This window comes from Rhizobium sp. R635, assembly GCF_002211285.1.
Taxonomy (GTDB): Bacteria; Pseudomonadota; Alphaproteobacteria; order Rhizobiales; family Rhizobiaceae; genus Rhizobium.
Genome location: NZ_LOKX01000004.1, coordinates 113,140 through 139,862 on the forward strand (window position 1 = coordinate 113,140; position 26,723 = coordinate 139,862).

Annotated in this window: 22 protein-coding genes and 1 other RNA gene; 22 read left to right on the forward strand and 1 reads right to left on the reverse strand. The window is 62.9% G+C overall.

The window, feature by feature from the left end; genetic code table 11:
• Positions 1-196: 196 nt before the first annotated feature.
• The 16 genes from ATY78_RS05480 to murB all read left to right on the forward strand — a co-directional run bounded on the left by ATY78_RS05480 (position 197) and on the right by murB (position 18,040).
• Positions 197-820, forward strand: coding sequence for a lytic transglycosylase domain-containing protein (locus ATY78_RS05480; protein ID WP_088681326.1), 624 nt, complete (start codon positions 197-199; stop codon positions 818-820).
• Between the two features lie 96 nt (positions 821-916).
• Positions 917-2,104 (forward strand): FAD-binding oxidoreductase, encoded by a 1,188-nt coding sequence (locus ATY78_RS05485; protein ID WP_088681327.1) that lies wholly within the window; start codon positions 917-919, stop codon positions 2,102-2,104.
• Positions 2,105-2,114: 10 nt separating this feature from the next.
• On the forward strand, positions 2,115-3,290 hold the full coding sequence (locus ATY78_RS05490) for an FAD-dependent oxidoreductase (RefSeq protein WP_088681328.1): 1,176 nt from the start codon (positions 2,115-2,117) through the stop codon (positions 3,288-3,290).
• 55 nt (positions 3,291-3,345) lie between these two features.
• Positions 3,346-3,743: RNase P RNA component class A (gene rnpB / locus ATY78_RS05495), an RNA gene on the forward strand.
• Between the two features lie 412 nt (positions 3,744-4,155).
• Entirely contained in the window at positions 4,156-4,593 is a 438-nt protein-coding gene (gene mraZ / locus ATY78_RS05500) for a division/cell wall cluster transcriptional repressor MraZ (protein WP_245313492.1), read from the forward strand.
• 17 nt (positions 4,594-4,610) lie between these two features.
• A complete protein-coding gene (gene rsmH, locus ATY78_RS05505; RefSeq protein WP_088681330.1) occupies positions 4,611-5,636 on the forward strand; it encodes a 16S rRNA (cytosine(1402)-N(4))-methyltransferase RsmH in 1,026 nt (341 codons plus the stop codon).
• 1 nt (position 5,637) lies between these two features.
• Positions 5,638-6,114 carry a hypothetical protein gene (locus ATY78_RS05510; protein WP_088681331.1) on the forward strand — a complete coding sequence of 159 codons (477 nt, stop codon included), beginning with the start codon at positions 5,638-5,640 and terminating at the stop codon, positions 6,112-6,114.
• Positions 6,114-7,871: a penicillin-binding protein 2 gene (locus ATY78_RS05515; RefSeq protein WP_088681332.1), complete on the forward strand. Its 1,758-nt coding sequence runs from the start codon at positions 6,114-6,116 to the stop codon at positions 7,869-7,871. Before ATY78_RS05510 ends, ATY78_RS05515 begins: the two co-directional genes overlap by 1 nt.
• A gap of 6 nt (positions 7,872-7,877) precedes the next feature.
• Complete coding sequence (locus tag ATY78_RS05520; RefSeq protein WP_088681333.1) at positions 7,878-9,398, forward strand: UDP-N-acetylmuramoyl-L-alanyl-D-glutamate--2,6-diaminopimelate ligase; 1,521 nt, start codon at positions 7,878-7,880, stop codon at positions 9,396-9,398.
• Entirely contained in the window at positions 9,395-10,828 is a 1,434-nt protein-coding gene (locus ATY78_RS05525) for a UDP-N-acetylmuramoylalanyl-D-glutamyl-2,6-diaminopimelate--D-alanyl-D-alanine ligase (RefSeq protein WP_088681334.1), read from the forward strand. The genes ATY78_RS05520 and ATY78_RS05525 overlap by 4 nt, the downstream gene beginning before the upstream one ends.
• Before the next feature lie 21 nt (positions 10,829-10,849).
• The gene (gene mraY, locus ATY78_RS05530) at positions 10,850-11,950 is read left to right on the forward strand and encodes a phospho-N-acetylmuramoyl-pentapeptide-transferase (protein ID WP_088681335.1); all 1,101 of its coding nucleotides are present in this window, start codon (positions 10,850-10,852) and stop codon (positions 11,948-11,950) included.
• Between the two features lie 7 nt (positions 11,951-11,957).
• Positions 11,958-13,370 (forward strand): UDP-N-acetylmuramoyl-L-alanine--D-glutamate ligase, encoded by a 1,413-nt coding sequence (murD, locus tag ATY78_RS05535; protein ID WP_088681336.1) that lies wholly within the window; start codon positions 11,958-11,960, stop codon positions 13,368-13,370.
• A gap of 1 nt (position 13,371) precedes the next feature.
• Positions 13,372-14,526 carry a putative lipid II flippase FtsW gene (gene ftsW, locus ATY78_RS05540; RefSeq protein WP_088681337.1) on the forward strand — a complete coding sequence of 385 codons (1,155 nt, stop codon included), beginning with the start codon at positions 13,372-13,374 and terminating at the stop codon, positions 14,524-14,526.
• A 6-nt stretch (positions 14,527-14,532) separates the two neighbouring features.
• Entirely contained in the window at positions 14,533-15,657 is a 1,125-nt protein-coding gene (gene murG, locus ATY78_RS05545) for an undecaprenyldiphospho-muramoylpentapeptide beta-N-acetylglucosaminyltransferase (RefSeq protein ID WP_088681338.1), read from the forward strand.
• Positions 15,654-17,069: a UDP-N-acetylmuramate--L-alanine ligase gene (gene murC / locus ATY78_RS05550; protein ID WP_088681339.1), complete on the forward strand. Its 1,416-nt coding sequence runs from the start codon at positions 15,654-15,656 to the stop codon at positions 17,067-17,069. The genes murG and murC overlap by 4 nt, the downstream gene beginning before the upstream one ends.
• Positions 17,066-18,040, forward strand: coding sequence for a UDP-N-acetylmuramate dehydrogenase (gene murB / locus ATY78_RS05555; RefSeq protein WP_088681340.1), 975 nt, complete (start codon positions 17,066-17,068; stop codon positions 18,038-18,040). Before murC ends, murB begins: the two co-directional genes overlap by 4 nt.
• 3 nt (positions 18,041-18,043) lie before the next feature.
• On the opposite strand, the gene ATY78_RS05560 is transcribed toward murB, so the two are convergent.
• The gene (locus ATY78_RS05560; protein WP_088681341.1) at positions 18,044-18,973 is read right to left on the reverse strand and encodes an SDR family oxidoreductase; all 930 of its coding nucleotides are present in this window, start codon (positions 18,971-18,973) and stop codon (positions 18,044-18,046) included.
• A 450-nt stretch (positions 18,974-19,423) separates the two neighbouring features.
• On the opposite strand from ATY78_RS05560, the gene ATY78_RS05565 reads away from it, so the two are divergent.
• The 6 genes from ATY78_RS05565 (at position 19,424) to ATY78_RS05590 (ending at position 26,722) form a co-directional block, all read left to right on the forward strand.
• The gene (locus tag ATY78_RS05565; protein ID WP_088681342.1) at positions 19,424-20,350 is read left to right on the forward strand and encodes a D-alanine--D-alanine ligase; all 927 of its coding nucleotides are present in this window, start codon (positions 19,424-19,426) and stop codon (positions 20,348-20,350) included.
• Positions 20,338-21,270 carry a cell division protein FtsQ/DivIB gene (locus ATY78_RS05570; protein ID WP_088681343.1) on the forward strand — a complete coding sequence of 311 codons (933 nt, stop codon included), beginning with the start codon at positions 20,338-20,340 and terminating at the stop codon, positions 21,268-21,270. Before ATY78_RS05565 ends, ATY78_RS05570 begins: the two co-directional genes overlap by 13 nt.
• Positions 21,267-22,598, forward strand: a complete 1,332-nt coding sequence (ftsA, locus tag ATY78_RS05575; protein ID WP_064803798.1) for a cell division protein FtsA — start codon at positions 21,267-21,269, stop codon at positions 22,596-22,598. Before ATY78_RS05570 ends, ftsA begins: the two co-directional genes overlap by 4 nt.
• Positions 22,599-22,654: 56 nt before the next feature.
• Complete coding sequence (ftsZ, locus tag ATY78_RS05580; RefSeq protein WP_088681344.1) at positions 22,655-24,370, forward strand: cell division protein FtsZ; 1,716 nt, start codon at positions 22,655-22,657, stop codon at positions 24,368-24,370.
• A gap of 263 nt (positions 24,371-24,633) precedes the next feature.
• Entirely contained in the window at positions 24,634-25,590 is a 957-nt protein-coding gene (gene lpxC, locus ATY78_RS05585; RefSeq protein WP_088681345.1) for a UDP-3-O-acyl-N-acetylglucosamine deacetylase, read from the forward strand.
• A gap of 262 nt (positions 25,591-25,852) precedes the next feature.
• Positions 25,853-26,722: an outer membrane protein assembly factor BamD gene (locus ATY78_RS05590; protein ID WP_190237397.1), complete on the forward strand. Its 870-nt coding sequence runs from the start codon at positions 25,853-25,855 to the stop codon at positions 26,720-26,722.
• Position 26,723: the final 1 nt, after the last annotated feature.

A 26,723-nucleotide genomic window follows, 5' to 3' on the forward strand; every position in this document is an offset into this window, starting at 1 on the left:
TTCCCTATTATCTCCTCATTGCGATGATCTAAGAACGTCCGCCAAGCGGTGCTCGGGTTGTTTTCGAGTTAAACCACGGGCGATATGTGAAACGATAAGAATTACCGTGAATCCAAATCGTTCCCTGGTCTGGTATTCATTATGACAGCGAGGCGCGCCGTCCGGAAATTCTTTGGGTCGGAGTGTTCAAGACTACATGAGAAAACTGATTGTTGTTGCTGCAACATGCGTTGGTATGGTGCTGGCGGGGAATAGCTTTGCGTTTGCGAATGATTGGGGTGTGCGGGCCGATGCGCCGGTGAAGAAAGTCGAGCGTCCTTCGAAGAAGGCAGAGCGTCCTTTGAAGAAAGCGGAACGTTCGGTCAAGCCGGCGAAGCGTCCGCTCAAGACGGCGGAACGCCCGCTGAAGACGGTCGAGCGCCAGAGCGGTTATCCCGTCGCCAATGTCTCCGGCAATTCCTATTCCGCGCTGATCAGCAAATATGCGAACCAATATGCTGTACCGGTTGCGCTTGCGACCGCGGTCATCCGCGTCGAAAGCAATTTCAATCCGAATGCACGCGGCAGCCACGGTGAAATCGGCCTGATGCAGATAAAGCCTGCAACGGCCCGCATGATGGGTTATTCCGGCAGCGCCAAGGGCCTGTTCGATCCGGAAACCAACATCAAGTACGGCATGAAATATCTGGCTGCTGCCCATGATCTCGGTGGTGGAGAGACCTGCAATACCATCCTCAAGTATAACGCCGGCCATGGCGCAACGCGCATGAACCCGGTGTCGAAGACCTATTGCGGCAAGGTCCTGGCGATGCTCGACTGAGCCGCCGAGCGGACGGGAGGAAAATCCTCCACCGCTGTTTTTGCGATATGAATCGGGACGCGCGCCGTGATATCCCACCTCGAGATGAGGTGAGATATGGCAGTCGATTTCAGGTTCATCGTCATCGGGCGCGGCATGATGGGGGCGGCGGCCGCGCGGCATCTCTCCTCCATGGCCGACGATATCGCGCTGATCGGCCCGCGGGAGCCCGAGGAGCGCAAGGCCCATCACGGCGTCTTTGCCAGCCACTACGACGAAGCACGTATTACACGCACCTTCGACGGCAACCTCGCCTGGGGAACCTTCGCCGCGCGGGCGCTCTCGCGCTACCGCGAGATCGAGGCGAAGAGCGGCATTTCCTTCTTTTCGGAAGTCGGCTGCCTCTTCGCCGGCCCACCGCCTAGGGATGAGCAGGACTTTCTTATAAAGGCGCTGACCGTCAGCGCGACGCTCGACAGCGATATCGAGATCGTCGCGCCTGCGGACCTCGGCCGGCGTTTTCCTTATCTGAGTGTCGGCCCTGATTTCAGCGGGTATTTCGAGCGCAAGCGCGCCGGGCACATCAATCCGCGGGCTCTGGTGCGCGCGCAAGCCAAGCTCGCCGAACAGGCTGGCGTCTCGCTGATCGAAGCGACTGCGACATCGGTGCACGACGCGGGCTCCCATGTCGAGGTGACGGCCGGCGACAGAAGCTACAGCGCCGAGCGCGTGCTGGTTGCGGCCGGCGCTTTCAGCAATTTCCATGCCCTGCTGCCGCGTCCCGTCGATTTGAGAGTCATGGCGCGGACCGTTGTCTTCTACGAAATCGGCGAGCGAGAGATGACTGTTTTCGGCGACATGCCGTCGACCATCGTGCTCGGCGACCGGGAGGAAGATCACATCTATATCCTGCCGCCGGTGCGTTATCCCGATGGCAAGACCTATCTGAAGCTCGGCGGCGATACCGAAGCGCTTTCCTTCAGCCGGCTGGAGGATGCCGGCGCGTGGTTCCGTTCCGACGGCAGCGCGGCCGAGCGCGATCATCTCTCACGCATTGCCCTGCAACTGATGCCGGAGCTTGCCGGCTGCCCGGTCACGTCGGCTCCGTGCGCGGCGAATTTCACCCCGACCGGCTATCCCTATGTGGGATTCACCCAGTCGCCGCGCATCGCCGTGCTGACCGGCGGCAATTTCGTCGCGGCCAAATCCTCCGACGAACTCGGGCGTCTCGGCGCCGTGCTTCTTAAGGAGGGGCGGCTCGGGGACGAGGATTTCGGGCATGAGCTAATGCCGATCTTCGCTTGAGAGGGATATCATGGCAGTCGATTTCAAATATATCGTCGTCGGCCGCGGGCTGATGGGAGCCGCCGCCGCGCGGCATCTGGCGCGGCAGGCGGATGGCGTCGCGGTGATCGGCCCGGACGAACCCGATGACCGCAAGGCGCATGAGGGCGTCTTCGCCAGCCATTACGACGAGGGGCGCATTACCCGTACCATCGATCCCGACCGCAACTGGGCGCTGCTCGCCAATCGCTCGATCGGCCGCTACGGCGAGATCGCGAGCGAGAGCGGCATCGATTTCTATCGCGAGGCCGGCTGCGTCGTCGTTGCGCCTGATGGAAGCGATTATCTCGAAAGGACGGGGCGGGCCGCCGTTTCGCTCGGCGTCGAGACCAGCCTTCTCGACGAGGCCGGATTGAAGGCCGCCTTTCCTTTCTTTGCCTTTCCCGACGCAAGTGCCGGTGTGTTCGAGGCGAGGGGCGCCGGGCATATCAGTCCGCGCAAGCTGGTCAAGGCGCAATCTGTGCTTGCGGAAAGGGCAGGCGCCGCGGTCATCCGGGATCATGTGGTCTCGATCCGCGAGGAGGGCGGGCTGGCGACCGTCAGGACTGCCGGGGGTCTCACCTATCGCGGTGAAAAGGTGCTGCTGGCGGCGGGCGGATTTTCTATTTCCGAGAATCTGTTGCCGCAGCCGGTTGCCATGACGGTTTATGGCCGGACCGTCACGCTGTTTGAAGTGAGCGAGGCAGATGCCGCCCGCCTTGCGGCGATGCCGTCGCTCATTCTCGACGTGCCCGGCATCCATATCTATCTGCTGCCGCCGATCCGTTATCCCGATGGCAAATTCTACCTGAAGATCGGCGGCGATCCCGATGATCTGGTTCTGCGCAGCGACGCGGAGATGCGGGGCTGGTTCAGGACCGAGGGGCGCGAGAGCGTGCGCTCGCATCTGCAGCGCATCGTCGCCGAGCTCGTGCCCGATATGACGCCGCTTTCGATTTCGACGGCCGCCTGCGTCGTCTCGTTCACGGAAAGCAGCTATCCGATGATCGGCTATACCTCTTCGCCCGCGATCGCGGTGCTGACTGGCTGCGCCGGCACCTCGGCCAAGAGTTCGGACGAAATCGGCAGGCTGGGCGCGGAGCTGCTTTTGTCAGGCAGAATCAGCGAACAAGGCTACTCCACGGATTTCACACCGCAATTTCGTTAAGCGATATCGCTTATTTCGATGGCAATTGCGATCTCCGTCAGTTATGGGAGCCCTGCCAGTTGGCCGGGCAGCCGCGCTTTACCAATGCCGAAAGGCGGTAAGGTGAGGAAAGTCCGGGCTCCACGGAAACACGGTGCCGGATAACGTCCGGCGAGGGCGACCTCAGGGAAAGTGCCACAGAAAGCAAACCGCCTGTCATGACAGGTAAGGGTGAAAGGGTGGGGTAAGAGCCCACCGCATTTCCGGCAACGGATATGGCACGGTAAACCCCACCGGGAGCAAGACCGAATAGGGATGACGTGGCGGGCCGAAAGGCCCTCCGGCCGGTTTCCAGGCCAGTCATCCGGGTGGGTTGCGTGAGGCAGCGTGCGAGCGCTGTCCCAGAGGAATGGCTGCCACGTTCCGGTTCACGCCGGAGCCATACAGAACCCGGCTTACAGGCCAACTGGCGATTAACTTCCGTGCCGCGGCAGGGCCTGGATTTTCAGTCTAAGTCGCTGAAACCGGCTGTTTTCAAGCGTATATTCATGCATCTCCAGGGTGGATTTTTGTGCGACGCCACCAGTGCGTGCTTCCTCTAAAATGGCGCCGCTAACCCTTTGTTAAACTTAACAGCTTATAAATGTTTGATCATGCGTCCGTTGCAAAGTGGGCGTATCCCATTGACGCCCATATGGTCCCATGCTATCCCAAATGCGCACTGCACAAGGGCAATCATTTGCCCATTCATCGCAAAGCAAAGGCGTCTTCCTCTCCGGAAGCGTCGGGTGGGGTTTAGCTCATCCGGCTTGCGAAGCTGTGCCTGATATTGGGACTTTCGGGCGTCTTTTTGTCCGGCTCCCTGCGGGAACGGATGTTTCGAGTCATGAGCCGCTTCCTTTCGAACGCGACCAACAGGATCGATGCCAAGGGCAGGGTTTCCGTGCCTTCGGCATTTCGTTCCGTGCTGGCGCAGCGCAACGTTCAGGAGCTCTACTGTTTCCAGGACTTTGTGTTTCCGGCGATCAGCGTCGGCGGCCCGGATCTTCTCGAAAGATTCGAGCGGCAGATTGCTGCGGAAGATCCGTTTTCGCCGGATGCGAACGCGATGTCGCTTCTGATTCACGGAGGCGGGGTCTTCATGAAGCTCGATGCCGAGGGGCGGCTGATGGTCACGGATTTCATCCGCGACTTCACCGGCATCTCGGACGAAGTGACCTTCGTCGGTCGGGCGGATCATTTTCAGCTGTGGCAGCCGCAGGCATTTCTGGCGGCGCAGACGCAGGCACGAGGGGAGCGCAAGCTGGCGGGCAAGCGTTCCTGAAAGGACGAGGGAACGGAATGGTGGCGAATCCTGGCGGAGGTTCAACTGATGCCGGTGGCGGACCGGTTCGTCACATTCCCGTTCTTCTCGATGAGGTCCTCGCAGCGCTCTCGCCTGCGCCCGGCAAGCTCATTCTCGACGGTACGTTCGGCGCGGGCGGCTACAGCTCGGCCATCCTTGCGGCCGGCGCCGACGTGATCGCGCTCGATCGTGATCCGACAGCGATCGCGGCGGGCCAGGCGATGGTCGCCGCCCATGGCGGCCGCCTCAAGCTCGTTCATTCGCAATTCTCGAATCTTGCCGATCATGCGCCGCAAGGCGGGCTCGATGGTGTCGTGCTCGATATCGGCGTTTCCTCCATGCAGATCGACGAGGCCGAGCGCGGCTTCTCCTTCCAGAAGAACGGACCGCTCGACATGCGCATGTCGGGGACAGGTGTTTCGGCCGCCGATGTCGTCAACCGCGCCAAGGTCGCCGATCTCATCCGCATCTTTCATTTCCTCGGCGAGGAGAGCCAGTCGCCGCGCATCGCGCATGCGATTGAGAAGCGCCGCGAGGAAAAGCCGTTCGAAACGACACGCGATCTCGCCGGCCTCATCGAGCTCGTCACCCCGCGCAAGATGAAGGACAAGATCCATCCGGCGACACGCGTCTTCCAGGCGCTCCGCATCTTCGTCAATGACGAGCTCGGGGAGCTGGCGCAGGCGCTGTTTGCGTCGGAGCGAGCGCTGAAGCCCGGCGGGCGGCTCGTCGTCGTCACCTTTCATTCGCTCGAAGACCGCATCGTCAAGAAATTCTTCTCCGATCGCGCCGGCAAGGCGTCGGGTTCGCGTCACCTGCCGGTTGCGCATGAGCGGGCAGCGACGTTCACGGCCATCGGCAAGCCGATGGTTTCGGCAAGCGAAGCGGAGGCCGAGGCCAATCCGCGCGCCCGCTCCGCCAAGCTGCGCGCCGGTCTGCGCACGGATGCCGCCGCCGAGGCGGCGGATATGTCGCTCTTCGGGTTTCCCAATCTTGCCACTCTCGGAAAGCTTGGAGGTTGATATGCTGAAAACGTTCGATCTCGTGCTCATCGGCGTCATGACGGCAACGGCCGCCGTCACCTACACGATCAAGCATCGCGCCGAATTGAAGCTCGAGGAAGTTCATCGCCTCGAAGCCGAGATCAAGCTCGAGAAGGATACGATCGACCTTCTCAAGGCCGATTGGGCGCTGCAATCGCAGCCGAACCGGCTGGAGCGGCTGGTCAACGCCTATAATGAGGAATTGCAGTTGCAGCCGACGGAATCGACGGCGCTCGTGCATGCCAAGGAGTTGCCGATGTTGAAGTCGGAGGTTCCCGTGCCGGATACGACGGAGGCCAAGGCCGGCGCCAAGGGCGCGACCGTGGCCAGCGCCAAGGCGCAGCCGGTTCCGACGCCCGCTCCCCGCGGCGCAGCGAAGCCGGGCGGCGCGACGGCGCAGCACGGCCTCGTGGAGGATAGTGAAGCGGACGAGATCGAAACGGGGTCGGTGGAATAATGTCGTTTCTTTCCCGCATCATGGTTCTGAAGAGCCAGGCGCATTTTTCCGCCGGCGTTTATAACCGTTTCGGCGGCCCTTCCGCCGGCCTGGCGATCGAAGGGTCGCGCAAGAAGAAATCCGGACAGGCGAAAAGCCGTGTCGGTCTGCTGATCATGGGTTTCATGGGCGTCTACGCCGTTATCGGCGGCCGCCTCGTCGAATATGCGATGAAGGATCAGGAGGTCGTCTCCAGCATCCTGCCGCCCGACCGGCTGATGGCTTCACGCCCCGATATCCTCGACCGCAACGGCGAGGTGCTGGCGACCGACATCCGCACCGTCTCGCTGTTTGCCGAGCCGAACAAGATCGTCGACGTCGACGAGGCCGTCGAGAAGCTTTCGACCGTCCTGCCTGAGCTCGACGTCAGGGACACCTATAAGAAGCTCTCGGTCAAGACCTCGCATTTCGCCTGGCTGCGCCGGCAGCTGACGCCGAAGCAGCAGAGCCAGATCCTGGCGCTCGGCATTCCCGGCATCGGCTTCCGGCCGGAGAAGCGCCGCTTCTATCCTGGCGGGGCGACCGCCGCGCATATTCTCGGCTACGTCAACATCGACAACCGCGGTGTCGCCGGCATGGAGAAATATATCGACGACCAGGGGCTCGCCGATCTCGCCTCGGTCGGCATGACCAGCGATCAGCCGCTGGAGCCGGTGCGGCTGTCGATCGACCTGCGTGTGCAGAACATCGTCCGCGATGCGGTCATCAACGCCGTCAACAACTTCCAGTCCAAGGGCGCGGGTGCGGCCGTTATCGACGTGCATACGGGGGAGGTGCTGGGCATGGCGTCGGCGCCCGACTTCGATCCGAACGATCCGCAGGAGGGCGCCAAGGAAGGCTGGCTCAACCGGATGACCAACGGCACCTTCGAAATGGGGTCGACGTTCAAAACCTTTTCGCTGGCGATGGCGCTCGACAGCGGCAAGGTGAAGATGTCCGATACGTTCGACGCCAGCAAGCCGATCTATATCGGCGGCTTCACCATCCATGACTTTCACGGGCAGCGCCGCTGGCTGACCGTTCCGGAAATCTTCCAGTATTCCTCGAACATCGGCACGGCGCGCGTCATCGATCTCGTCGGCATCGACGCGCAGAAGGATTACCTGACCAAGCTCGGCCTGTTGACGAAAATGCAGACCGAGCTGCCCGAAGTGAAGATGCCGAGCCAGCCGCGCGTCTGGAAGAAGATCAATTCGATCACGATTTCCTTCGGCCATGGTGTTTCGACGACCGCGCTGCAGACCGGCGTGGCGGCTGCGGCCCTCGTCAACGGCGGCAAGCTGATCGAGCCGACATTCCTGCCGCGCACCCGCGAACAGGCCGATCAGATCGCCGTACAGGTCCTCAAGAAGTCGACCAGCGACGAGGTCCGCTACCTCCTCGATTTCAACGGTTACAAGGGGTCGGGCCGCGTCGCCCGCGTGCCGGGCTTCGGCGTCGGCAGCAAGACGGGTACGGCCGACAAGGTGGTGAACGGGCGTTATTCCTCGACGCTGAACTTCAATTCCTTCATCGCAGCCTTCCCGATCGACAATCCCAGATATGCCGTCATCACCTTCTGCGACGAGCCGAAAACCGGTGAAAAGCAGTATGGCGGAACGATCTCCGCCGGCACCGCCGGCCCGATCGCCCGCGAGATCATTCGCCGCGCGGCGCCCATTCTCGGCATCGAGCCGAAATTTGGGGAGGGCGGATCGGCCTTGCTGGTGTCTTATTGAGCGTGAATGAATATCGGCGCCGATTCGCGAGGGGTGAACCGGCTTCAAGAGAGAAAAGTGCATTCGATGAAATTGCGAGACCTGGCCGGAGATCAGTTTCCGGAACTTGAAGCACAGCTCGAAGGCCCGGCAGGCTTGCTTGATATTTCAGGCCTGTCTTCGGACAGCCGCAAGGTGGAGCCGGGCAATGCCTTCGTCGCGGTCGCCGGCACCAAGGCTGATGGCGCGGGCTTCATCGCCGATGCCGCCGCCCGGGGGGCGGCCGTCGCCATCGCTTCCCAAGCCGTCGAGGCCTCCATTCCCGTGCTTGCGGTCAAGGAGCCGCGCCGCTTCCTTTCCATCGCCGCCTCGCGCCTTTACGGCAGGCAGCCCGAAACCATGGTCGCGGTCACAGGTACGGCGGGCAAAACTTCGGTTGCCTCCTTCGTCAGGCAGATCTGGGCGCATGCGGGCCATGCGGCCGCGATGATCGGCACGACGGGCGTGGTTTCGCCGACACGCAACGAATATGGCTCGCTGACGACGCCCGATCCGGTGTCGTTGCACAAGCTGCTGGCCGAGCTTGCCGATGAAGGCGTTACCCATGCCTCGATGGAGGCTTCCAGCCACGGTCTCGACCAATGCCGGCTCGACGGCGTGAAGCTTGCGGCGGCCGCCTTCACCAATCTCGGCCGCGACCACATGGATTATCATCCCACGGTCGAGGACTATATGGCCGCGAAGATGCGGCTCTTCGATACGCTGCTGCCGAAGGGCTCGCCGGCCATCATTTTTGCCGACGATCCCTGGTCGGCGCAGGCGATCAAGGCTGCGGCCGATGCCGGTCACGACGTCCGCACCGTCGGGCGCAAGGGCGACTATCTCACGCTGAAGCGCGTCGAGCATTTTCGCCACAAGCAGACGGCCGAGATCCATATCGGTGACGAGATCTTCGAGGTGGATATTCCGCTGGCCGGCGATTTCCAGGTCGCCAACGCGCTTGTCGCGGCAGGACTTGCCATGTCGACCGGCATCGAGCCGAAGGCCGCGATGGCCGCGCTCGAGAAGCTCGTCGGCGCCTCCGGCCGTCTCGAACTGGTCGGCCACACCAAGGACGGCGCGCTTGCCTATGTCGACTACGCTCATAAGCCGGATGCGCTGGAAAACGTGCTGAGTTCGGTCCGACCGTTCACGACGGGCCGCGTCGTCGTCGTCTTCGGCTGCGGCGGCGACCGCGACCGCGGCAAGCGGCCGATCATGGGCGAAATTGCCTGCCGCCTTGCCGATGTCGTCATCGTCACCGACGACAATCCGCGCTCGGAGGAGCCGGCTTCGATCCGGGCCGAGATCATGGCGGCGGCAAGCTGCGCCTCCGAGATCGGCGACCGCGCCGCGGCGATCCGCGAGGCTGTGGGCATGCTGAAATCGGGCGATACGCTGATCGTCGCCGGCAAGGGGCATGAGGAAGGGCAGACGATCGGGAGCGTCACGCTGCCGTTCTCCGATCATGCGGAGGTGCGCAAGGCCTTGGAGGAACTGAAATCTTGAGCTGGCTCTGGACGACCGAAGACATGATCGCAGCGATGGCGGGGCGCCCCTTCGGCGCGCTGCCCGAAGGCATCACCGGCATTTCCATCGACAGCCGCTCGATTACGTCAGGCGAAGCCTTCTTCGCGATCAAGGGCGACCGCGTCGACGGTCATGATTATGCTTCGATGGCGATGGCGAACGGGGCTTCGCTGCTCGTCGTCAGCGAGGCGAGGCTTCCGGCCATGGGCCGCCTGACGGTGCCGATGATCGTCGTGGAAGACGTGCTCGCCGCCCTCGGCCGCCTGGGACAGGCGTCGCGCGAGCGCTCGCGGGCAAAGATCGTCGCCGTCACCGGTTCGGTCGGCAAGACCACCACCAAGGAAATGCTGCGGCACGTGCTGTCGCCCTCGGGCAAGGTGCACGCCTCCGTCGCCTCCTTCAACAATCATTGGGGCGTGCCGCTGACGCTGGCACGCATGCCGGATGATACCGATTACGGCGTCTTCGAAGTCGGCATGAACCATCCGGGCGAGATCCGGCCGCTGGTGGCGATGATCCGCCCCGATGTCGCCGTCATCACGACGATCGCGCCGGCTCATCTCGGCAATTTCAAGAGCATCAAGGAGATCGCCGCCGCCAAGGCCGAGATCTTCGAGGGGCTTGAGCCCGGCGGCCATGTCGTGCTCAACCGCGACAACGACCAGTTCAATTTCCTCGAACGGACGGCGCAATCGCTCGGCATCGAGCATATCCATTCCTTCGGCCAGCATGCGAAAGCCGAATACCGGCTCGCGGAATTCAACGGATCGGACGAGAATTCGACGTTGTGGCTGACGATCGGCGGCGAGACGCTGGAGGTGGCGCTCGGCGCGCCCGGCCGCCACATCGCCGAGAATGCGCTGGCGGCGCTCGGCGTCGTCAGGATCGTCGGCGCCGACATGGAGAAGGCGATCGAGGCGCTTGCGACGCTGAAGCCGGAAAAGGGCAGGGGCAAGCGCCACCGGCTTTCTATCGGCAGCGGCAGCTTCACGCTGATCGACGAGAGCTACAATGCCAATCCGGCCTCGATGCGCGCGGCGATCGCGCTGCTGGCGGCCGCCGAGCCGACCGGCCGCGGACGCCGTATCGCCGTGCTCGGCGACATGCTCGAGATGGGCGAATATGCCGAGAAGGTCCATTCCGATCTTGCCGGCCCGCTTCTTGCCGCCGGCATCGAACATGTCTGGCTTGCGGGCCCGGATATGGCCGCGCTCAGGGAATCACTGCCGGAAAGCGTCCATGTCGAATACTGCGAGAAGACCGGCGAATTGACGGACTATGTGTTGAACTCGGTCGTCCCGGGCGACGTGTTGATGGTGAAATCGTCTCTGGGCATCGGTTTCGGCAAGATCGTCGCCGCGCTTCTTGACAAGTTCCCGGCATTTGCCGACACGCAACGCGAACTTTGACCGGGTAACAAGGGGCCCTGAATGCTGATCTGGCTTGTCGAACTGTCGGAATATTTCAAATTTCTGAACCTGTTCAGATATATTACCTTCCGCACGGGCGCCGCTCTCTTTACCTCCGCATTGATCGTGTTCCTGTTCGGGCCGACGATCATCAATTCGCTGCGCATCCGCCAGGGCAAGGGCCAGCCGATCCGCGCCGACGGGCCGCAGACGCATTTCAAGAAGGCCGGCACGCCGACCATGGGCGGGCTGATGATCCTTGCCGGCATCGTCGGGGCGTCGCTGCTCTGGGCCGATCTTTCCAACGTCTATGTCGTCGCCACGCTGCTAGTGACGCTGGGCTTCGGCGCGATCGGCTTCTATGATGACTATCTCAAAGTGACCAAGCAGAGCCACAAGGGCTTCTCCGGCAAGGCGCGCCTCGGCATCGAGTTCATCATAGCCGGCATCGCCGTCTACTTCATGATGCGCACCGCCCTTGCTTCAGGGACGGCCGGCTCGACCTTCGGTTCCTCGATCGCCTTTCCCTTCTTCAAGGACTTCCTGATCAATCTCGGCATCATGTTCGTCGTCTTCGGCGGCTTCGTCATCGTCGGCGCCGGCAATGCCGTCAACCTGACGGACGGGCTCGACGGGCTTGCCATCGTGCCTGTCATGATCGCCGCAGCTTCCTTCGGCGTCATCGCCTATCTCGCCGGCAACGTGGTGTTTGCGAACTACCTGCAGATCAATTTCGTGCCCGGTACCGGCGAGCTTGCCGTCGTGCTCGGCGCCGTCATCGGAGCCGGCCTCGGCTTCCTCTGGTTCAATGCGCCGCCGGCCGCCATCTTCATGGGCGATACCGGGTCTCTGGCGCTCGGCGGCACGATCGGCACCGTCGCCGTCGCCACCAAGCACGAGATCGTCATGGCGATCATCGGCGGCCTGTTCGTCATGGAGACGCTCTCGGTCATCATCCAGGTCGGCTTCTTTAAAATGACCGGCCGGCGCGTCTTCCTGATGGCGCCGATCCATCATCACTTCGAAAAGAAGGGCTGGACCGAGAGCCAGGTGGTCATCCGTTTCTGGATCATTGCGGTCGGTCTTGCCATGCTCGGCCTCTCGACGCTGAAGCTGCGGTGAGGCGGCGATGATCCCGGTCACGACGCTCAAGGACAAGAAGGTCGCGCTCTTCGGGCTCGGCGGCTCCGGTTTTGCCACCGCCCGCGCGCTGATTGCGGGCGGCGCCGATGTGACCGCCTGGGACGACAATCCCGACAGCGTCGCCAAGGCTTCGGCTGATGGTATCCGGACGGAAGACCTGCACAGCATCGACTGGAGCCAGCAGGCGCTGTTCGTGTTGTCGCCCGGCGTGCCGCTCACCCATCCGAAACCGCACTGGACCGTCGATCTCGCGCGTGCGGCGGGCGTCGACATCGTCGGCGACGTCGAGCTCTTCGTGCGCGAGCGCCGCGCCCATGCGCCGGACTGCCCCTTCATCGCCATCACCGGCACCAACGGCAAGTCGACGACGACGGCGCTGATCGCCCATATCCTGAAATCGGCGGGCTACGACACGCAGCTCGGCGGCAATATCGGCACGGCCGTGCTGACGCTCGATCCGCCGAAAGCGGGGCGTTATTTCGTCGTCGAATGCTCGTCCTACCAGATCGATCTCGCGCCGACGCTGAACCCTTCGGCCGGCATCCTGCTCAACCTGACGCCCGATCATCTCGACCGTCACGGCACCATGCAGCATTATGCCGACGTCAAGGAGCGGCTGGTCGCCGGCAGCGATACCGCGATCGTCGGCATCGACGACAGCCATTCGGCGCTGATCGCCGACCGCGTCGAGCGGGCAGGCGTCAAGGTGGTGCGCATTTCGCGCCGCAACGTGGTGGCATCAGGCATTTATGCCGAGGGCACCAGGCTCGTTCAGGCCGCCGGTGGGGCCATGCTGCCCTTTGCCGATCTGGACGGCATTCAGACGCTGCGCGGCAGCCACAATGCGCAGAACGCGGCGGCAGCGGTCGCCGCCTGCCTTGCGGTCGGGGTTTCCGCCGACGACATCCGCGCGGGCCTTGCCTCTTTTCCCGGCCTCAAGCATCGCATGCAGCCTGTGGGCAGACGCGGCCGCGTCGTCTTCGTCAACGATTCCAAGGCGACGAACGCCGATGCGGCAGCGCCTGCGCTTTCGAGCTATGATCGCATCTACTGGATCGCCGGCGGCCTGCCGAAATCAGGCGGCATCACGACGCTCGCCCCCTATTTCCCGCGCATCGCCAAGGCCTATCTGATCGGCGAGGCGGCGGCGGAATTCGCAGCCACCCTCGGCGAGGCCGTGCCTTACGAGATCTCCGGCACGCTGGAGCGGGCGGTCGCGCATGCGGCGGCCGATGCGGAGCGTGACGAGAGCGGTTCTTCGGCGGTGATGTTATCCCCGGCTTGCGCAAGCTTCGACCAGTATAAGAACTTCGAAGTCAGGGGCGATGCCTTCGTCGGCCACGTGGCGGCGCTTGACGGAATGACGATGCTGATCGGTCCTGTAGCAGGAGAGAAATGACATGGTAAGCCGCGCGGAACGTGGGCCTCTGGCCGATTGGTTCTGGACCATCGACCGCTTCTTCCTGGCGATGTTCATCTTCCTGATGGGCATCGGCTTCATGCTGTCGTTTGCGGCATCTCCCGCAGTTGCCGAGCGCATCGGGCTCGAACCTTTCCACTTCGTCAAGCGCCATGCGGCCTTCATGATCCCCTCGATCGGCGTGATGCTCGGGCTGTCATTCCTGACGCCGCGCCAGGTGCGGCGCACCGCAATCCTGCTCCTCATCATCTCGCTGGCGATGATGGTGCTGGTTCTCTTCGTCGGGCAGGAGGTCAAGGGCGGCAGGCGCTGGATCTGGATCGCCGGCCTTTCCATTCAGCCGTCGGAATTCATGAAGCCCGCCTTCGTCGTCGTCTGCGCCTGGCTGTTTGCCGAGCATGCGCGCCAGCCCGAAATTCCCGGCAATCTGTTCGCCATCATCCTCTTCGGCATCGTTGCGGCCCTTCTCGTTGCGCAGCCCGATCTCGGCCAGACCATCCTGACGACGGCCGTCTGGGGCGGCATGTTCTTCATGGCCGGCATGCCGTGGATCTGGATCATGCTGCTCGGCATCGGCGGGGCCGGCGGCCTGCTCAGCGCTTATTACGTCTTCCCGCACGTTGCGCTCAGAATAGACAAGTTCATGACCGGCGAGGGCGACACGTTCCAGATCGACACGGCGCGCGAGGCGATCATCCGCGGCAGCTGGTTCGGCCAGGGACCTGGCGAAGGCATCGTCAAGCGCATCATTCCGGATGCTCATACCGACTTCATCTTCTCGGTCGCGGCCGAGGAGTTCGGCATCGTCTTCTGCATGGCGCTCGTCGCGCTGTTTACCGTGCTGGTGCTGCGCGGCCTGTCGCATGCCTATCGCGAGCGGAACGATTTCAACCGCTTCGCCGTCGCCGGCCTGGTGCTGCAGATGGGCATCCAGTCGATCATCAATATCGGCGTCAATCTGGAGCTGCTGCCGGCAAAGGGCATGACGCTGCCGCTGATTTCCTACGGCGGCTCGTCCATGGTGGCGATCTGCGTCACCGCCGGCTTCATCCTGGCGCTGACGCGCCATCGTCCGGAAAAACGTGCGCAGGACCGGAGCCTCTTCCGCGTTCCGCACGGCATGCCGGCGGAGTAAGAGACTATGAGCAAAGGCATCGTTCTGCTTGCCGCCGGGGGAACCGGCGGCCATGTGTTCCCGGCGGAGGCGCTGGCCTTCAAGCTGAAGGAGCGCGGCTATTCGGTGCATCTGGTGACCGACAGCCGGGCCGAGCGTTATGCCGGCAAGTTCCCGGCCGAGGAAATCCATGTCGTGCCGTCGGCGACGATCGGCTCGAAGAACCCGGTTGCCGTCGCCCGTTCGCTATGGACGCTCTGGAGCGGCATGCGGGCGGCAAAGAGGCTGATCCAGCGGCTGAAGCCCGTCGTCGTCGTCGGTTTCGGCGGTTATCCCACCGTGCCGCCGCTGCTGGCCGCCACCCGGCTCGGCGTGCCCGCCATGATCCATGAGCAGAATGCCGTGATGGGCCGCGCCAACAAGGCGCTCGCGACCCGCGTGCAGGGCATTGCCGGCGGCTTCCTGCCGGAGGGCGGCGCTGCCTTTCCCGACAAGACGGTGACGACGGGCAATCCCGTTCGCCCGGCGATCATTGCCGCGGCGGAGGTGCCCTATACGCCCTCGCAGCCCGGCGAGGCCTTCAATCTCGTCGTCTTCGGCGGCAGCCAGGGTGCGCAATATTTCTCCAAGGCGCTGCCGACAGCGATCAGCCTGCTCGACGACGCGCTTCGAGTGCGTCTGCGCATCACCCAGCAGGTGCGCCCGGAAGATATGGAGATGGTCAGCGGCTGCGTCGCCAGGCTGGAGATGGGAGCCGATATCGCGCCCTTCTTCACCGACATGGCGGAGCGGCTGGCGAAAGCGCATCTGGTGATCTGCCGCTCCGGCGCGTCCACGGTTTCGGAAATCTCCGTGATCGGGCGCCCGGCCGTGCTGGTGCCTTATCCGCATGCGCTCGACCACGATCAGGCGGCCAATGCCGCGGCGCTCGCCGCGACCGGCGGAGCGAAGGTGATCGCACAGTCGGAGCTTTCGCCCGAACGCATCGCCTCCATTCTGGGCCATGTGATGAACGACCCGGAAAAGCTTGCCGGCATGGCGGCTGCGGCGAAACTCGCCGGAAAACCTGATGCGGCGAACTTGCTTGCCGACATGGTTGAGGCTATTGCCGCCGGACGGACAATAGCGGAATTCAAGAGGACACGCGCATGAAACTGCCGAAGGCGATCGGTCTCGTCCATTTCATCGGCATCGGCGGTATCGGCATGAGCGGTATCGCCGAGGTGCTGCACAATCTCGGCCATAAGGTGCAGGGATCGGACCAGTCCGACAGCGCCAACGTCCAGCGCCTGCGCGACAAGGGCATCGAGGTCTCCGTCGGCCATCGGGCCGAGAACCTGGGTGACGCCGAAGTCGTCGTCGTTTCCACCGCGATCAAGAAGAGCAATCCGGAACTCATCGCCGCGCGCGAAAAGCTGCTGCCGGTGGTGCGCCGCGCCGAAATGCTCGCCGAGCTGATGCGTTTCCGCAATGCGATCGCCATCGGCGGCACGCATGGCAAGACGACGACGACCTCGCTGGTCGCGACCCTGCTCGAAGCCGGCGGCCTCGATCCGACCGTCATCAACGGCGGCATCATCAATGCCTACGGCACCAATGCCCGCATGGGCGAGGGCGAGTGGATGGTTGTCGAGGCCGACGAATCGGACGGCACCTTCCTGAAACTTCCGGCCGATGTCGCCGTCATCACCAATATCGACCCCGAGCATCTCGACCATTACGGCAATTTCGATGCCGTGCGCGCCGCCTTCCGGCAGTTCGTCGAGAATGTGCCGTTCTACGGCTTCGGCGTCATGTGCCTCGATCATCCCGAGGTGCAGGCGCTGGTGGGCCGCATCGAGGACCGCAAGATCATTACCTATGGCGAGAACCCGCAGGCCGACGTGCGCTTCAAGAATGTGCGCATCGACGGCACGCGCTCGATCTTCGACGTCGAAATCCGCCGCCGCCGCACCGGCCAGGTGATCGAGCTCAAGGGGCTGGTCATGCCGATGCCCGGGCGCCACAATATTTCGAATGCGACGGCTGCGATCGCGGTTGCCAACCGGCTCGGCATATCGAATGCCGATATCGCCAAGGGGCTTGCTTCCTTCGGCGGCGTCAAGCGCCGCTTCACGCTGACCGGCGAATGGAACGGCGTGCAGATCTTCGACGATTACGGCCACCACCCCGTCGAGATCAAGGCGGTGCTGAAGGCTGCGCGCGAAGCCTGCAAGGGGCGCATCATCGCGGTCCACCAGCCGCATCGCTACAGCCGCCTGGCGAGCCTGTTCGAGGAATTCGCCGCCTGCTTCAACGATGCCGACAGTATTTTCCTGGCGCCGGTCTATGCCGCGGGCGAAGATCCGATCGAAGGCATGGATTCCCAGTCGCTCGTCTCGCGCATCAAATCCGGCGGTCATCGCGACGCGCGCTTCCTCGCTTCGGCGGAACTTCTGCCGCAGATGGTTGCGGAGGTTGCAAAGCCTGGCGATTTCGTGGTTCTGTTGGGGGCTGGGAGCATCACATCCTGGGCAGCGGCGCTGCCCAAGCAACTGGAAGGCCTATCGGGAAAGTCCGCATGAAACAGGTGAATGGGGAAAAGCTTCTCGCGTCTTTGGGAGACGGTGTAAAGGATATCCGCGGCCGCATCACGCCGGATGCCCCCATGGACCGCGTCACCTGGTTCCGGGCCGGCGGTTTGGCCGAGCTGATGTTCCAGCCGCATGACGTCGACGATCTCATCGCCTTCCTGAAGATCCTGCCGGAAGAAGTGCCGCTGACGGTGGTCGGCGTCGGCTCGAACATCCTGGTGCGCGACGGCGGCATTCCGGGCGTCGTGCTGCGCCTCTCGGCCAAGGGCTTCGGCTTCGTCGAGCTTGCCGGCGAAAACCGCATTCTCGCCGGCGCCATCTGCCCGGACAAGCATGTGGCGGCGATGGCGATGGATAACGGCATCGGCGGCTTCCATTTCTATTACGGCATCCCCGGCGGTATCGGCGGCGCGGCGCGCATGAATGCCGGAGCCAACGGCGTGGAGACGCGCGAGCGGGTGATCGAGGTGAACGCTGTCGACCGCAAGGGCAACAAGCATGTGCTTTCCAATGCCGAGATGGGCTATTCCTACCGGCATTCCGCAGCACCCGCCGACCTGATCTTCACCTCCGTGCTGTTCGAGGGTTATCCCGAGGATCGCGCCCAGATCCGCGCCGAAATGGATGCGGTGCGCAATCATCGCGAGACGGTGCAGCCGATTCGCGAAAAGACCGGCGGCTCGACCTTCAAGAACCCGGAGGGTCATTCGGCCTGGAAGCTGATCGACGAGTCAGACTGCCGCGGCCTGGTGATCGGCGGCGCGCAAATGTCGTCGCTTCACTGCAACTTCATGATCAACATGGGGCAGGCGACCGGCTACGATCTCGAATATCTCGGCGAGCAGGTGCGCCGCGAGGTCTTCGAGAAACAGGGCATCAAGCTCGAATGGGAAATCAAGCGCCTCGGCGTCTTCATGCCCGGCCGCGAAGTGCGCCCATTCCAGGGCGTGACGAGCGAATAGTAGCTATTTCACCGCCAGTTTCAGGCCTTCGCGCGGGGTGACGACGGGCGACCAGCCGAGAAGCTCGCGCGCCCGGGATATGTCGACCTGCAGCGAGCCGCAAAGGCGCTGGTAGACGGCTTCCTTCCCAAATGCCTTCGCCGCCATGTGCAGCAGCGCAGGCGGAAAGGGGACCAGCATCGGCTTGACGCCGAGCCCTGCGGCAACTCCCCTGATGAGCTCCGGTGTCGAGAGATCCTCGCCGTCCCCGGCAAGGAAAGTCTCGCCCGCGGCGGCGGGATGGCGCATGCAGGTGATGATCAGATCGACGAGATTTTGCACCGCGACCAATGTGCGGCGGTTCGTCAGCGAAGCGAAGGGGAGCGGCAGTTTTCTGCGGACGAGACTGACGAGCAGGGCGAAGTTGCCGCGTGCGCCGGGGCCATAGACCAGCGGCGGGCGGATGACGACGACTTCCATGCCGGTGCGCGCCGCGATTTCGCGCAGGCCGATTTCGCATTCCAGCTTCGAAATGCCATAGGGATCGATCGGCTTCGGCGTGTCGTCATGGCGGAACGGCCGGTCGTTCTCTTCCCCGTTGACCTTGATGGTGCTGATGAAGACGAATCTCTTCACGCCTGATCGGGCGGCCTGTTCGGCGAGATTGAGTGTCGCGGCGGTGTTGGTCCGGCGGAATTCCGCTAGCGGATCGGCCGCGCGGTCGTTCATGATGTGAACGCGGGCGGCGAGGTGGACGATGACGTCGACGCCTTCAAGCGCCGTGGCCCAGTCGGTCCCCTCGGTTATATCAATCGGAAGATGCCCGACATCAGGCGGGAAGGCAGAGGTCCGCGATCTCGTAGTCACCACGAGGTCGCAAGTCTTCTCTGCCTGCAGCCGTTCGACAAGCGGGCTACCGACGAAGCCGGCGGCGCCGGTGACGAGGCAACGCATGATCTTCTCCTTGCTCACCCATGGGCCTTCGCTAACCGGAAGCGATATCGGCATCAACAGAAAAGCGGCGACGGCCGGGTGATGCGGCTCCCTCGCATTAATCAAATCGAGATGCCGGCTTCCGCCTCACTGTTGCCGGTATCCGGCGGAGAGATGGCATCCGATTCCCCTGGCTGATTCCATCGCGGGTGAGCGCGGTTGGATATGCCGTTGAATCCATGGTGTTTTTCGTTTCCGCTCGGGTTCGTTTTCGGATGGCGAGGGGATGGCCGCACGATGAGCAAAAGGTAAAGGGGCGCCAAGTTTCGGGGAAAGAGTTAACGAAAGTAAACACTTCATTAACCATAATGATGCTCTAATGCATGCAAGGCCGGACAAAGGCCTGAAACGGCGCAGACAGCTTCGCGCAAGCGTCGGTTTTAAAAGTGGAAGTTATTTTTGGGGGTGTTGATGAGTCGCAAGCATGTCGCTGTCCTGATGGGCGGATTTTCCTCGGAAAGGCCCGTCAGCCTTTCCTCGGGAAAGGCTTGCGCAGAAGCCCTCGAAGCCGAAGGCTTCAAGGTGACGGTGATTGACGTTGCCCGCGATGTTTCCGAGAAGCTTGCCGCGTTGAAGCCCGATGTCGTCTTCAACGCGCTTCATGGGCCGTTCGGCGAGGACGGCACCATTCAAGGCATCCTTGAATATCTGGAGATCCCTTATACGCATTCGGGCGTGCTTGCCTCGGCTCTGGCGATGGACAAGAGCAAGGCGAAGCGTGTGGCCGCGGCAGCCGGCATTCCAGTCGCCGAATCGCAGGTGATCAACCGTTTTGCCTTTCCGTCGACCCATCCGATGAAGCCTCCTTACGTTGTGAAGCCGGTGCGCGAGGGATCGAGCTTCGGCGTCGTCATCGTCACGGAAGATCAGACGCATCCGCCCCAGGTCGTCAGTTCCCCCGAATGGCGCTACGGCGAGGAGGTGCTGGTCGAGCGCTATGTTTACGGCCGCGAGCTGACCTGCGGCGTCATGGGCGATGTCGCGCTCGGCGTCACGGAGGTGGTGCCGCAGGGACACAATTTTTATGATTACGATTCCAAGTATGCCGCAGGCGGTTCAAAACACGTCATCCCGGCGAAAATTTCACCGAATATTTACCAAAAAATACAAACATTGGCCCTAAGGGCGCATCAGGCAATCGGTTGCCGCGGCGTCAGTCGGTCCGACTTTCGTTACGACGATCGTTTCTCCGAAGACGGCGAAATCATCTGGCTGGAGGTCAATACCCAGCCCGGCATGACTCCAACCTCGCTCGTGCCCGAAATGGCCGGTCATGCCGGCTATTCCTTTGGTGAGTTTCTCCGGTGGATGGTGGAGGACGCGTCTTGTTTGCGTTGACGGTCAAGAGGATAGGGCGTCCCAGCCATCATGCCGTGCTTCCGGTCATGGAAGCCGAAGAGCGGTTCGTCCTGCCGCGCCCGCTGCGCCGCGTCACGCGCTTCCTGATCAGCCTCGGCAGCGGCCGCATCTACATTCCCGCCCATACGGGCACGGTGTCGGCGCTCGCCTTCCTGGCTGCGACCGGCCTCTACGGCATGTCGCTCGGCGGTCATACGGAAGCCGTCGCGCAGGCGACGACGACGGCTGCGGGTTTTGCGATTGAAGACGTGAAGGTCTCCGGCAATTCGGAAACCTCCGAAATCGAGATCCTGCAACTGATCGGCCTCGACGGCACGACCTCGCTGGTCGCGCTCGATGTCGATGCCGCCCGCCGGAAGATCGCGCATCTTCCCTGGGTGGAGAGTGTCGAGGTCCGCAAGATCTATCCGAAGACGATCGAGGTGAAGCTCAAGGAGCGCCAGGCCTATGCGATCTGGCAGCACGGGCAGGAGCTTTCGTTGATCGAGAAGAACGGCAGCGTCATTGCGCCGCTGCGCGACAACAAGTTTTCGGCGCTGCCGCTGGTCGTCGGCCGCGACGCCGAAACCGCAGCGGCTTCGCTCGACGACGCCTTCTCGAAGTGGCCCGACGTGAAGGCCCGCGTGAAGGCCTATGTCTGGATATCGGGCCGTCGCTGGGACCTGCACATGGATAACGGCGTCATCGTCAAGCTGCCGGAAGACGGCATCGATCAGGCGCTGGCGACGCTTTCGAAGTTCGACAAACAGCATCAGCTCCTGGAGCGCGACATCGCTGCCGTCGATCTGAGGCTGCCCGACAGGACCGCGATCCAGCTGACGCCGGAAGCGGCGGTCCGCAGGCAGGCGGCAGTGACGGAGCGTACGAAGGAATTGAAGAAGTCGGGGCAGAATATATGAGCTTGTTCGGTTCATCCCATTTCGGATTGCCGCGCCTGAAGCCGCTTTCGTCGAAGCGGTCGCATGTCGTTTCGGTGCTCGACATCGGCTCGACCAAGGTCGTCTGCATGATCGGCCGGCTGACGCCGCGCGAGGAAAGCCAGATCCTGCCGGGCCGCACGCACAATATCGAGATCATCGGTATCGGCCATCAGCGCTCGCGCGGCATCAAGACCGGCGTCATCGCCGATCTCGACGCGCTGGAAGGCGTCATCCGTCTTGCCGTCGATGCGGCGGAGCGCATGGCGGGGCTGACCGTCGAAAGCCTGATCGTCAACCTGACGGCCGGCCGCCTCGGCAGCGACATCTATACCGCGACGATCGATCTCGGCGGCCAGGAAGTCGAACTCAACGACCTGAAGAAGGTGTTGTCGGCCGCCTGCCAGCAGTCGCTGCGCCAGGACCGATCGGTGCTGCATTCGCTGGCGACCGGCTTCTCGCTCGACGGCGAGCGCGGCATCCGCGATCCGCTTGCCATGTACGGCGACGCGCTCGGCGTCGACATGCATGTCGTGACCGCGGAGCGCTCGGCGCTGAAGAACCTCGAACTCAGCGTCAACCGCGCGCATCTGTCGGTCGAAGGCATCGTCGCGACGCCCTATGCATCGGGCCTTGCCGCTCTCGTCGACGACGAGGTCGAGCTCGGCTGCGCTGCGATCGACATGGGCGGCGGCACGACGACGATCTCGGTTTTCGCCGAAGGCAAGCTCGTTCATACCGATGCCGTCGGTCTCGGCGGCCATCATGTCACCACCGATCTGGCGCGCGGCCTTTCCACCCGCATCGAGGATGCGGAGCGGCTGAAGGTTGTGCATGCCTCCGCCCTTCTGAATTCCTCCGACGAGCGCGAGCTGATCTCGATCCCGCCGATTGGCGAGGACGATCGCGACCAGCCGTCGCAAGTGCCGCGGGCGCTGGTTTCGCGCATCGTCTCGGCGCGTATCGAAGAGACGATGGAACTGATCCGCGACCGCATCCAGCGCTCCGGCTTCAGCCCGATCGTCGGCAAACGCGTCGTGCTGACGGGGGGCGCGAGCCAGTTGACCGGTCTTGCCGAGGTGGCGCGGCGCATTCTTGCCCGCAACGTCCGCATCGGCCGCCCGATGGGCGTCTCGGGACTGCCGACGGCGGCCAAGGGCCCGGCTTTTTCGACGGCCGTCGGCCTGATGATCTATCCGCAGGTCGCGGACATGGAGACACATGCGTCACAGAGCGGTCTGCTCATGTCGCTTGGGGGAAATAACAGCCGCATAGCCCGCATGGGCCAGTGGCTGAAGGAAAGCTTCTGAAATTTGCGTAATTGGCCGGCGTGGCGATGCGGCCAGAGAGAGAAGGAACAGGTACCATGACCATCAAGCTGCAAAAGCCTGACATCACAGAGCTGAAGCCGCGCATCACCGTGTTCGGCGTCGGCGGCGGCGGCGGCAACGCCGTCAACAACATGATCACCGCAGGCCTCCAGGGCGTCGACTTCGTCGTCGCCAACACGGATGCGCAGGCGCTGACGATGACGAAGGCCGAGCGCATCATCCAGCTCGGCGCCAACGTCACCGAAGGCCTCGGTGCCGGCTCGCAGCCGGAAGTCGGCCGCGCGGCCGCCGAAGAGTGCATCGACGAGATCATCGATCACCTGAACGGCACGCATATGTGCTTCGTCACCGCCGGCATGGGCGGCGGCACCGGCACGGGTGCTGCTCCTGTCGTGGCGCAGGCCGCCCGCAACAAGGGCATCCTGACGGTCGGCGTCGTCACCAAGCCGTTCCATTTCGAAGGCGGACGCCGCATGCGTCTGGCCGAGATGGGCATCCAGGAACTGCAGAAGTCTGTCGACACGCTGATCGTCATTCCGAACCAGAACCTCTTCCGCATTGCCAACGACAAGACGACCTTCGCCGACGCTTTCGCCATGGCCGACCAGGTTCTCTATTCGGGCGTCGCCTGCATCACCGACCTGATGGTGAAGGAAGGCCTCATCAACCTCGACTTCGCCGACGTCCGCTCGGTGATGCGTGAGATGGGCCGCGCGATGATGGGCACCGGCGAAGCCTCCGGCTCCGGCCGCGCACTGCAGGCAGCCGAAGCGGCAATCGCCAACCCGCTGCTCGACGAAACCTCGATGAAGGGCGCTCAAGGCCTGCTGATCTCCATCACCGGCGGTCGCGACCTCACCCTCTTCGAAGTCGACGAAGCTGCGACCCGCATCCGCGAAGAAGTCGATCCGGACGCCAACATCATCCTCGGCGCCACGTTCGACGAATCGCTCGAAGGCATCATCCGCGTTTCGGTCGTCGCGACCGGCATCGACCGGGCGATCAGCGAAGCCGCCGAGCGCAGCTTCCAGCCGGTTGCAAAGCCCGCTATCCGTCCCTCGGCGGCTGTTGCTCCGGCAGCGGCCGCAGTTCAGCCTGCCCCCGTGATGCAGGCGCCGAAGGCCATCGATCCGATCGCGCAGACCATCCGCGAAGCCGAGATGGAACGCGAGCTCGAAATTCCGGCCCCGCGTGCCAGCGCTCCCGTCCAGCAGCCCGCCGTACAGCAGGAAGTCTTCCGTCCGCAGAGCAAGATCTTCGCGCCTGCACAGGAAGCTCCGGTCATGCGTCCGGCACCGGTCCAGCCGGCTCCGGCTCCCGTCATGAGCCAGCCGGTGCAGCAGCAGCCGGTTCAGCCCCAGGCAGTCCGGCAGGAGCCGATCATCCGCCAGGCGCCCGAACCGATGCGCATGCCGAAGGTCGAGGATTTCCCGCCTGTCGTTCAGGCCGAACTCGACCATCGCACGCAGCCGGCTTCGGCGCATCAGCAGGAAGAGCGCGGTCCGATGGGCCTGCTCAAGCGAATCACCAATTCGCTCGGCCGCCGCGATGACGACGCCGTTGCCGCCGACATGACGGCTGCACCGTCGGCCGCTTCGCAGCAGCGTCGTCCGCTGTCGCCGGAAGCAAGCCTCTACGCACCGCGTCGCGGCAATCTCGACGACCAGGGCCGCGCGGTTCCGCAGGCTCGCATGATGCAGGAAGACGACCAGCTGGAAATCCCGGCATTCCTGCGCCGCCAGTCGAACTGAGGCTTCGATTCGACACCGTTTATGCCCGGGATTCAGGTCCCGGGCATTTGCGTTTTTCAGCGCGGAATTTCCGAGCGAATTCAATCGTGTGACTTCGTAACAAAACGAAAGAAACAGTGATTTGGATTGGAGCGCCGGCGCACGTAAGTATGGTGCAAGGAAACTGCCCTAGGAGTCCTCTGGACAAAGCTCCTTCTGCAGAATGAATGATAACCGCGCCGTGGCACCAACCGCTGGAGCGGAAAAATAAAGGCAGAATTTTTATGGCAATTGGCTTGCTGGGTTTTCAAACGACGGTATCGCGTCCCGTGACGCTCTCGGGCATCGGCGTCCATTCGGGCGCTGATGTTTCGATCACCCTGAACCCGGCCGAATCGGATACCGGCGTCGTTTTCCAGCGCCTGCACGCCAATGGTGACGTCACCGAACTCAAGGCCGTCTCCTCGCAGGTCGGCAATACCGACCTCTGCACCGTGCTCGGCTTCTCTCCCGCCCATTCTGTCGCGACGGTCGAACATGTCATGGCCGCCATCTATGCGCTCGGTCTCGACAATGTGATGATCGAAGTGCATGGCGCCGAAATGCCGATCATGGACGGCAGCTCGCTGCCCTTCGTCGAAGCGATCGAGCAGGCCGGCCTCGTCTCTCTCGGCGTCAAGCGCCGCTATATCCGCATCACCAAGCCGGTGCGGATCGAGCATGGCGGCTCCTGGAGCGAATTCCGCCCCTATGACGGCACGCGATTCGAGGTCGAGATCGATTTCGAATGCCCGCTGATCGGCCGTCAGAAATGGGCCGGCGACATGAGGGCCTCCGTCTTCAAGGCCGAACTCTCCCGCGCCCGCACCTTCGGCTTCATGCGTGATGTCGAGCGTCTCTGGGCATCGGGCCACGCGCTCGGCTCCTCGCTCGAAAACTCCGTCGTCATCTCGGACGACAACACCGTCATCAACGTCGAGGGGCTGCGTTACGCCAAGGACGAATTCGTCCGCCACAAGACGCTCGATGCCGTCGGCGATCTGGCGCTTGCCGGTGTCCAGTTCATCGGCTGCTATCGTTCCTATCGCGGCGGCCACAAGATGAACGCCAATGCTCTGAAGGCACTGCTCGCCGATCCCTCCGCCTACGAGGTGGTGGAGACTTCGACGCAGCGTCAACGCGTCGCCGCCCGCGAGATGATCGCGGTCAGCGCTTCGGAATTCGCTCCCTGGTCGGCATGACCTCCAGCATATGATTGAGACCAGGCCGCCTCTCTCCCAGGAGGCGGTTTTTTTATGCCGGTCTGGCGTGATGGGCTTTTCTTGCAGATGCGTAGCTGCAACAGGTTGGAAAGAAGATGAAAAGCCGGTCATTCCGGCGACTGCCGCCACAAAAATGCGTTAATGCCTTATCATTGCGTTGCTCTTGATGCACATTTGTGGCTAGAAACGCCAGCGAGGCGTGGCTGCCGTGGAGCGAGCGGCGGCAGTGGGGTTCTTTTGAATGGCTTATGCAGGATCTGAAGGTATGATGAAGACAGCGCGTGCTTTGTTCGCATCGCTTCTGGTGCTCAGCGCAGGCGCCGCTATCTCGGGCTGCCAGTCGGACCCCGATATCGATATCACCAAGCTCGGCCTCGAGACCGATCCGCCAGACGTGCTCTACAATCAGGGCCTCGCCAACATGAAGGCCGGCAACATGGCGGAAGCGGCGCGCAAGTTCGATGCGATCGACCGCGAGAACCCGTTCTCCGAATGGGCGCGCAAGGCGCTCGTCATGAGCACCTTCGTCAAATATCGCCAGGGCCGCCTCGACGATGCGCTCGCCTCCGGCAACCGCTACATGGCGCAATATCCGAAATCCCAGGATGCCGCCTATGTGCAGTATCTCATCGGTCTCACCTATTCCAAGCAGATCGTCGACGTGACGCAGGACCAGCGCGCCTCCGCCAAGACGATCGAAGCGATGCAGGCCGTCGTCGACAATTATCCGAACTCCGAATATGTCGATGACGCGCAGGCCAAGATGCGCTTCGCGCGCGACCAGCTGGCCGGCAAGGAAATGCAGATCGGCCGCTACTATATGGAGCGGAAGGAATATCTGGCCGCGATCTCGCGTTTCCGCATCGTCGTCGAGAAATATCCGAACACCAACCAGATCGAAGAGGCGCTTGCGCGTCTGGTCGAGGCCTATTACGCCATGGGCATCGTCGACGAGGCGCAGACGGCGGCCGCCGTTCTCGGCCACAATTATCCCGACAGCCAGTGGTACGCCGATTCCTACAAGCTGCTGCAGACCGGCGGCGCCGAGCCGCGTGAGAATAAGGGCTCGTGGATCGCTGCGGCAGGCAAGAAACTCCTGCTCGGTTCATAAA

Coding starts and splice junctions, on each gene's coding strand:
- ATY78_RS05590 (WP_190237397.1), top strand. CDS start 25,853: ATGGCTTATGCAGGATCTGAAGGTATGATGAAGACAGCGCGTGCTTTG.
- ftsZ (WP_088681344.1), top strand. CDS start 22,655: ATGACCATCAAGCTGCAAAAGCCTGACATCACAGAGCTGAAGCCGCGC.
- ATY78_RS05565 (WP_088681342.1), top strand. CDS start 19,424: ATGAGTCGCAAGCATGTCGCTGTCCTGATGGGCGGATTTTCCTCGGAA.
- ATY78_RS05560 (WP_088681341.1), bottom strand. CDS start 18,973: ATGCGTTGCCTCGTCACCGGCGCCGCCGGCTTCGTCGGTAGCCCGCTT.
- ATY78_RS05480 (WP_088681326.1), top strand. CDS start 197: ATGAGAAAACTGATTGTTGTTGCTGCAACATGCGTTGGTATGGTGCTG.
- murD (WP_088681336.1), top strand. CDS start 11,958: ATGATCCCGGTCACGACGCTCAAGGACAAGAAGGTCGCGCTCTTCGGG.
- ATY78_RS05520 (WP_088681333.1), top strand. CDS start 7,878: ATGAATATCGGCGCCGATTCGCGAGGGGTGAACCGGCTTCAAGAGAGA.
- murC (WP_088681339.1), top strand. CDS start 15,654: ATGAAACTGCCGAAGGCGATCGGTCTCGTCCATTTCATCGGCATCGGC.
- mraY (WP_088681335.1), top strand. CDS start 10,850: ATGCTGATCTGGCTTGTCGAACTGTCGGAATATTTCAAATTTCTGAAC.
- rsmH (WP_088681330.1), top strand. CDS start 4,611: ATGGTGGCGAATCCTGGCGGAGGTTCAACTGATGCCGGTGGCGGACCG.
- ftsW (WP_088681337.1), top strand. CDS start 13,372: ATGGTAAGCCGCGCGGAACGTGGGCCTCTGGCCGATTGGTTCTGGACC.
- ATY78_RS05485 (WP_088681327.1), top strand. CDS start 917: ATGGCAGTCGATTTCAGGTTCATCGTCATCGGGCGCGGCATGATGGGG.
- ftsA (WP_064803798.1), top strand. CDS start 21,267: ATGAGCTTGTTCGGTTCATCCCATTTCGGATTGCCGCGCCTGAAGCCG.
- lpxC (WP_088681345.1), top strand. CDS start 24,634: ATGGCAATTGGCTTGCTGGGTTTTCAAACGACGGTATCGCGTCCCGTG.
- ATY78_RS05490 (WP_088681328.1), top strand. CDS start 2,115: ATGGCAGTCGATTTCAAATATATCGTCGTCGGCCGCGGGCTGATGGGA.
- murB (WP_088681340.1), top strand. CDS start 17,066: ATGAAACAGGTGAATGGGGAAAAGCTTCTCGCGTCTTTGGGAGACGGT.
- ATY78_RS05515 (WP_088681332.1), top strand. CDS start 6,114: ATGTCGTTTCTTTCCCGCATCATGGTTCTGAAGAGCCAGGCGCATTTT.
- mraZ (WP_245313492.1), top strand. CDS start 4,156: ATGAGCCGCTTCCTTTCGAACGCGACCAACAGGATCGATGCCAAGGGC.
- murG (WP_088681338.1), top strand. CDS start 14,533: ATGAGCAAAGGCATCGTTCTGCTTGCCGCCGGGGGAACCGGCGGCCAT.
- ATY78_RS05510 (WP_088681331.1), top strand. CDS start 5,638: ATGCTGAAAACGTTCGATCTCGTGCTCATCGGCGTCATGACGGCAACG.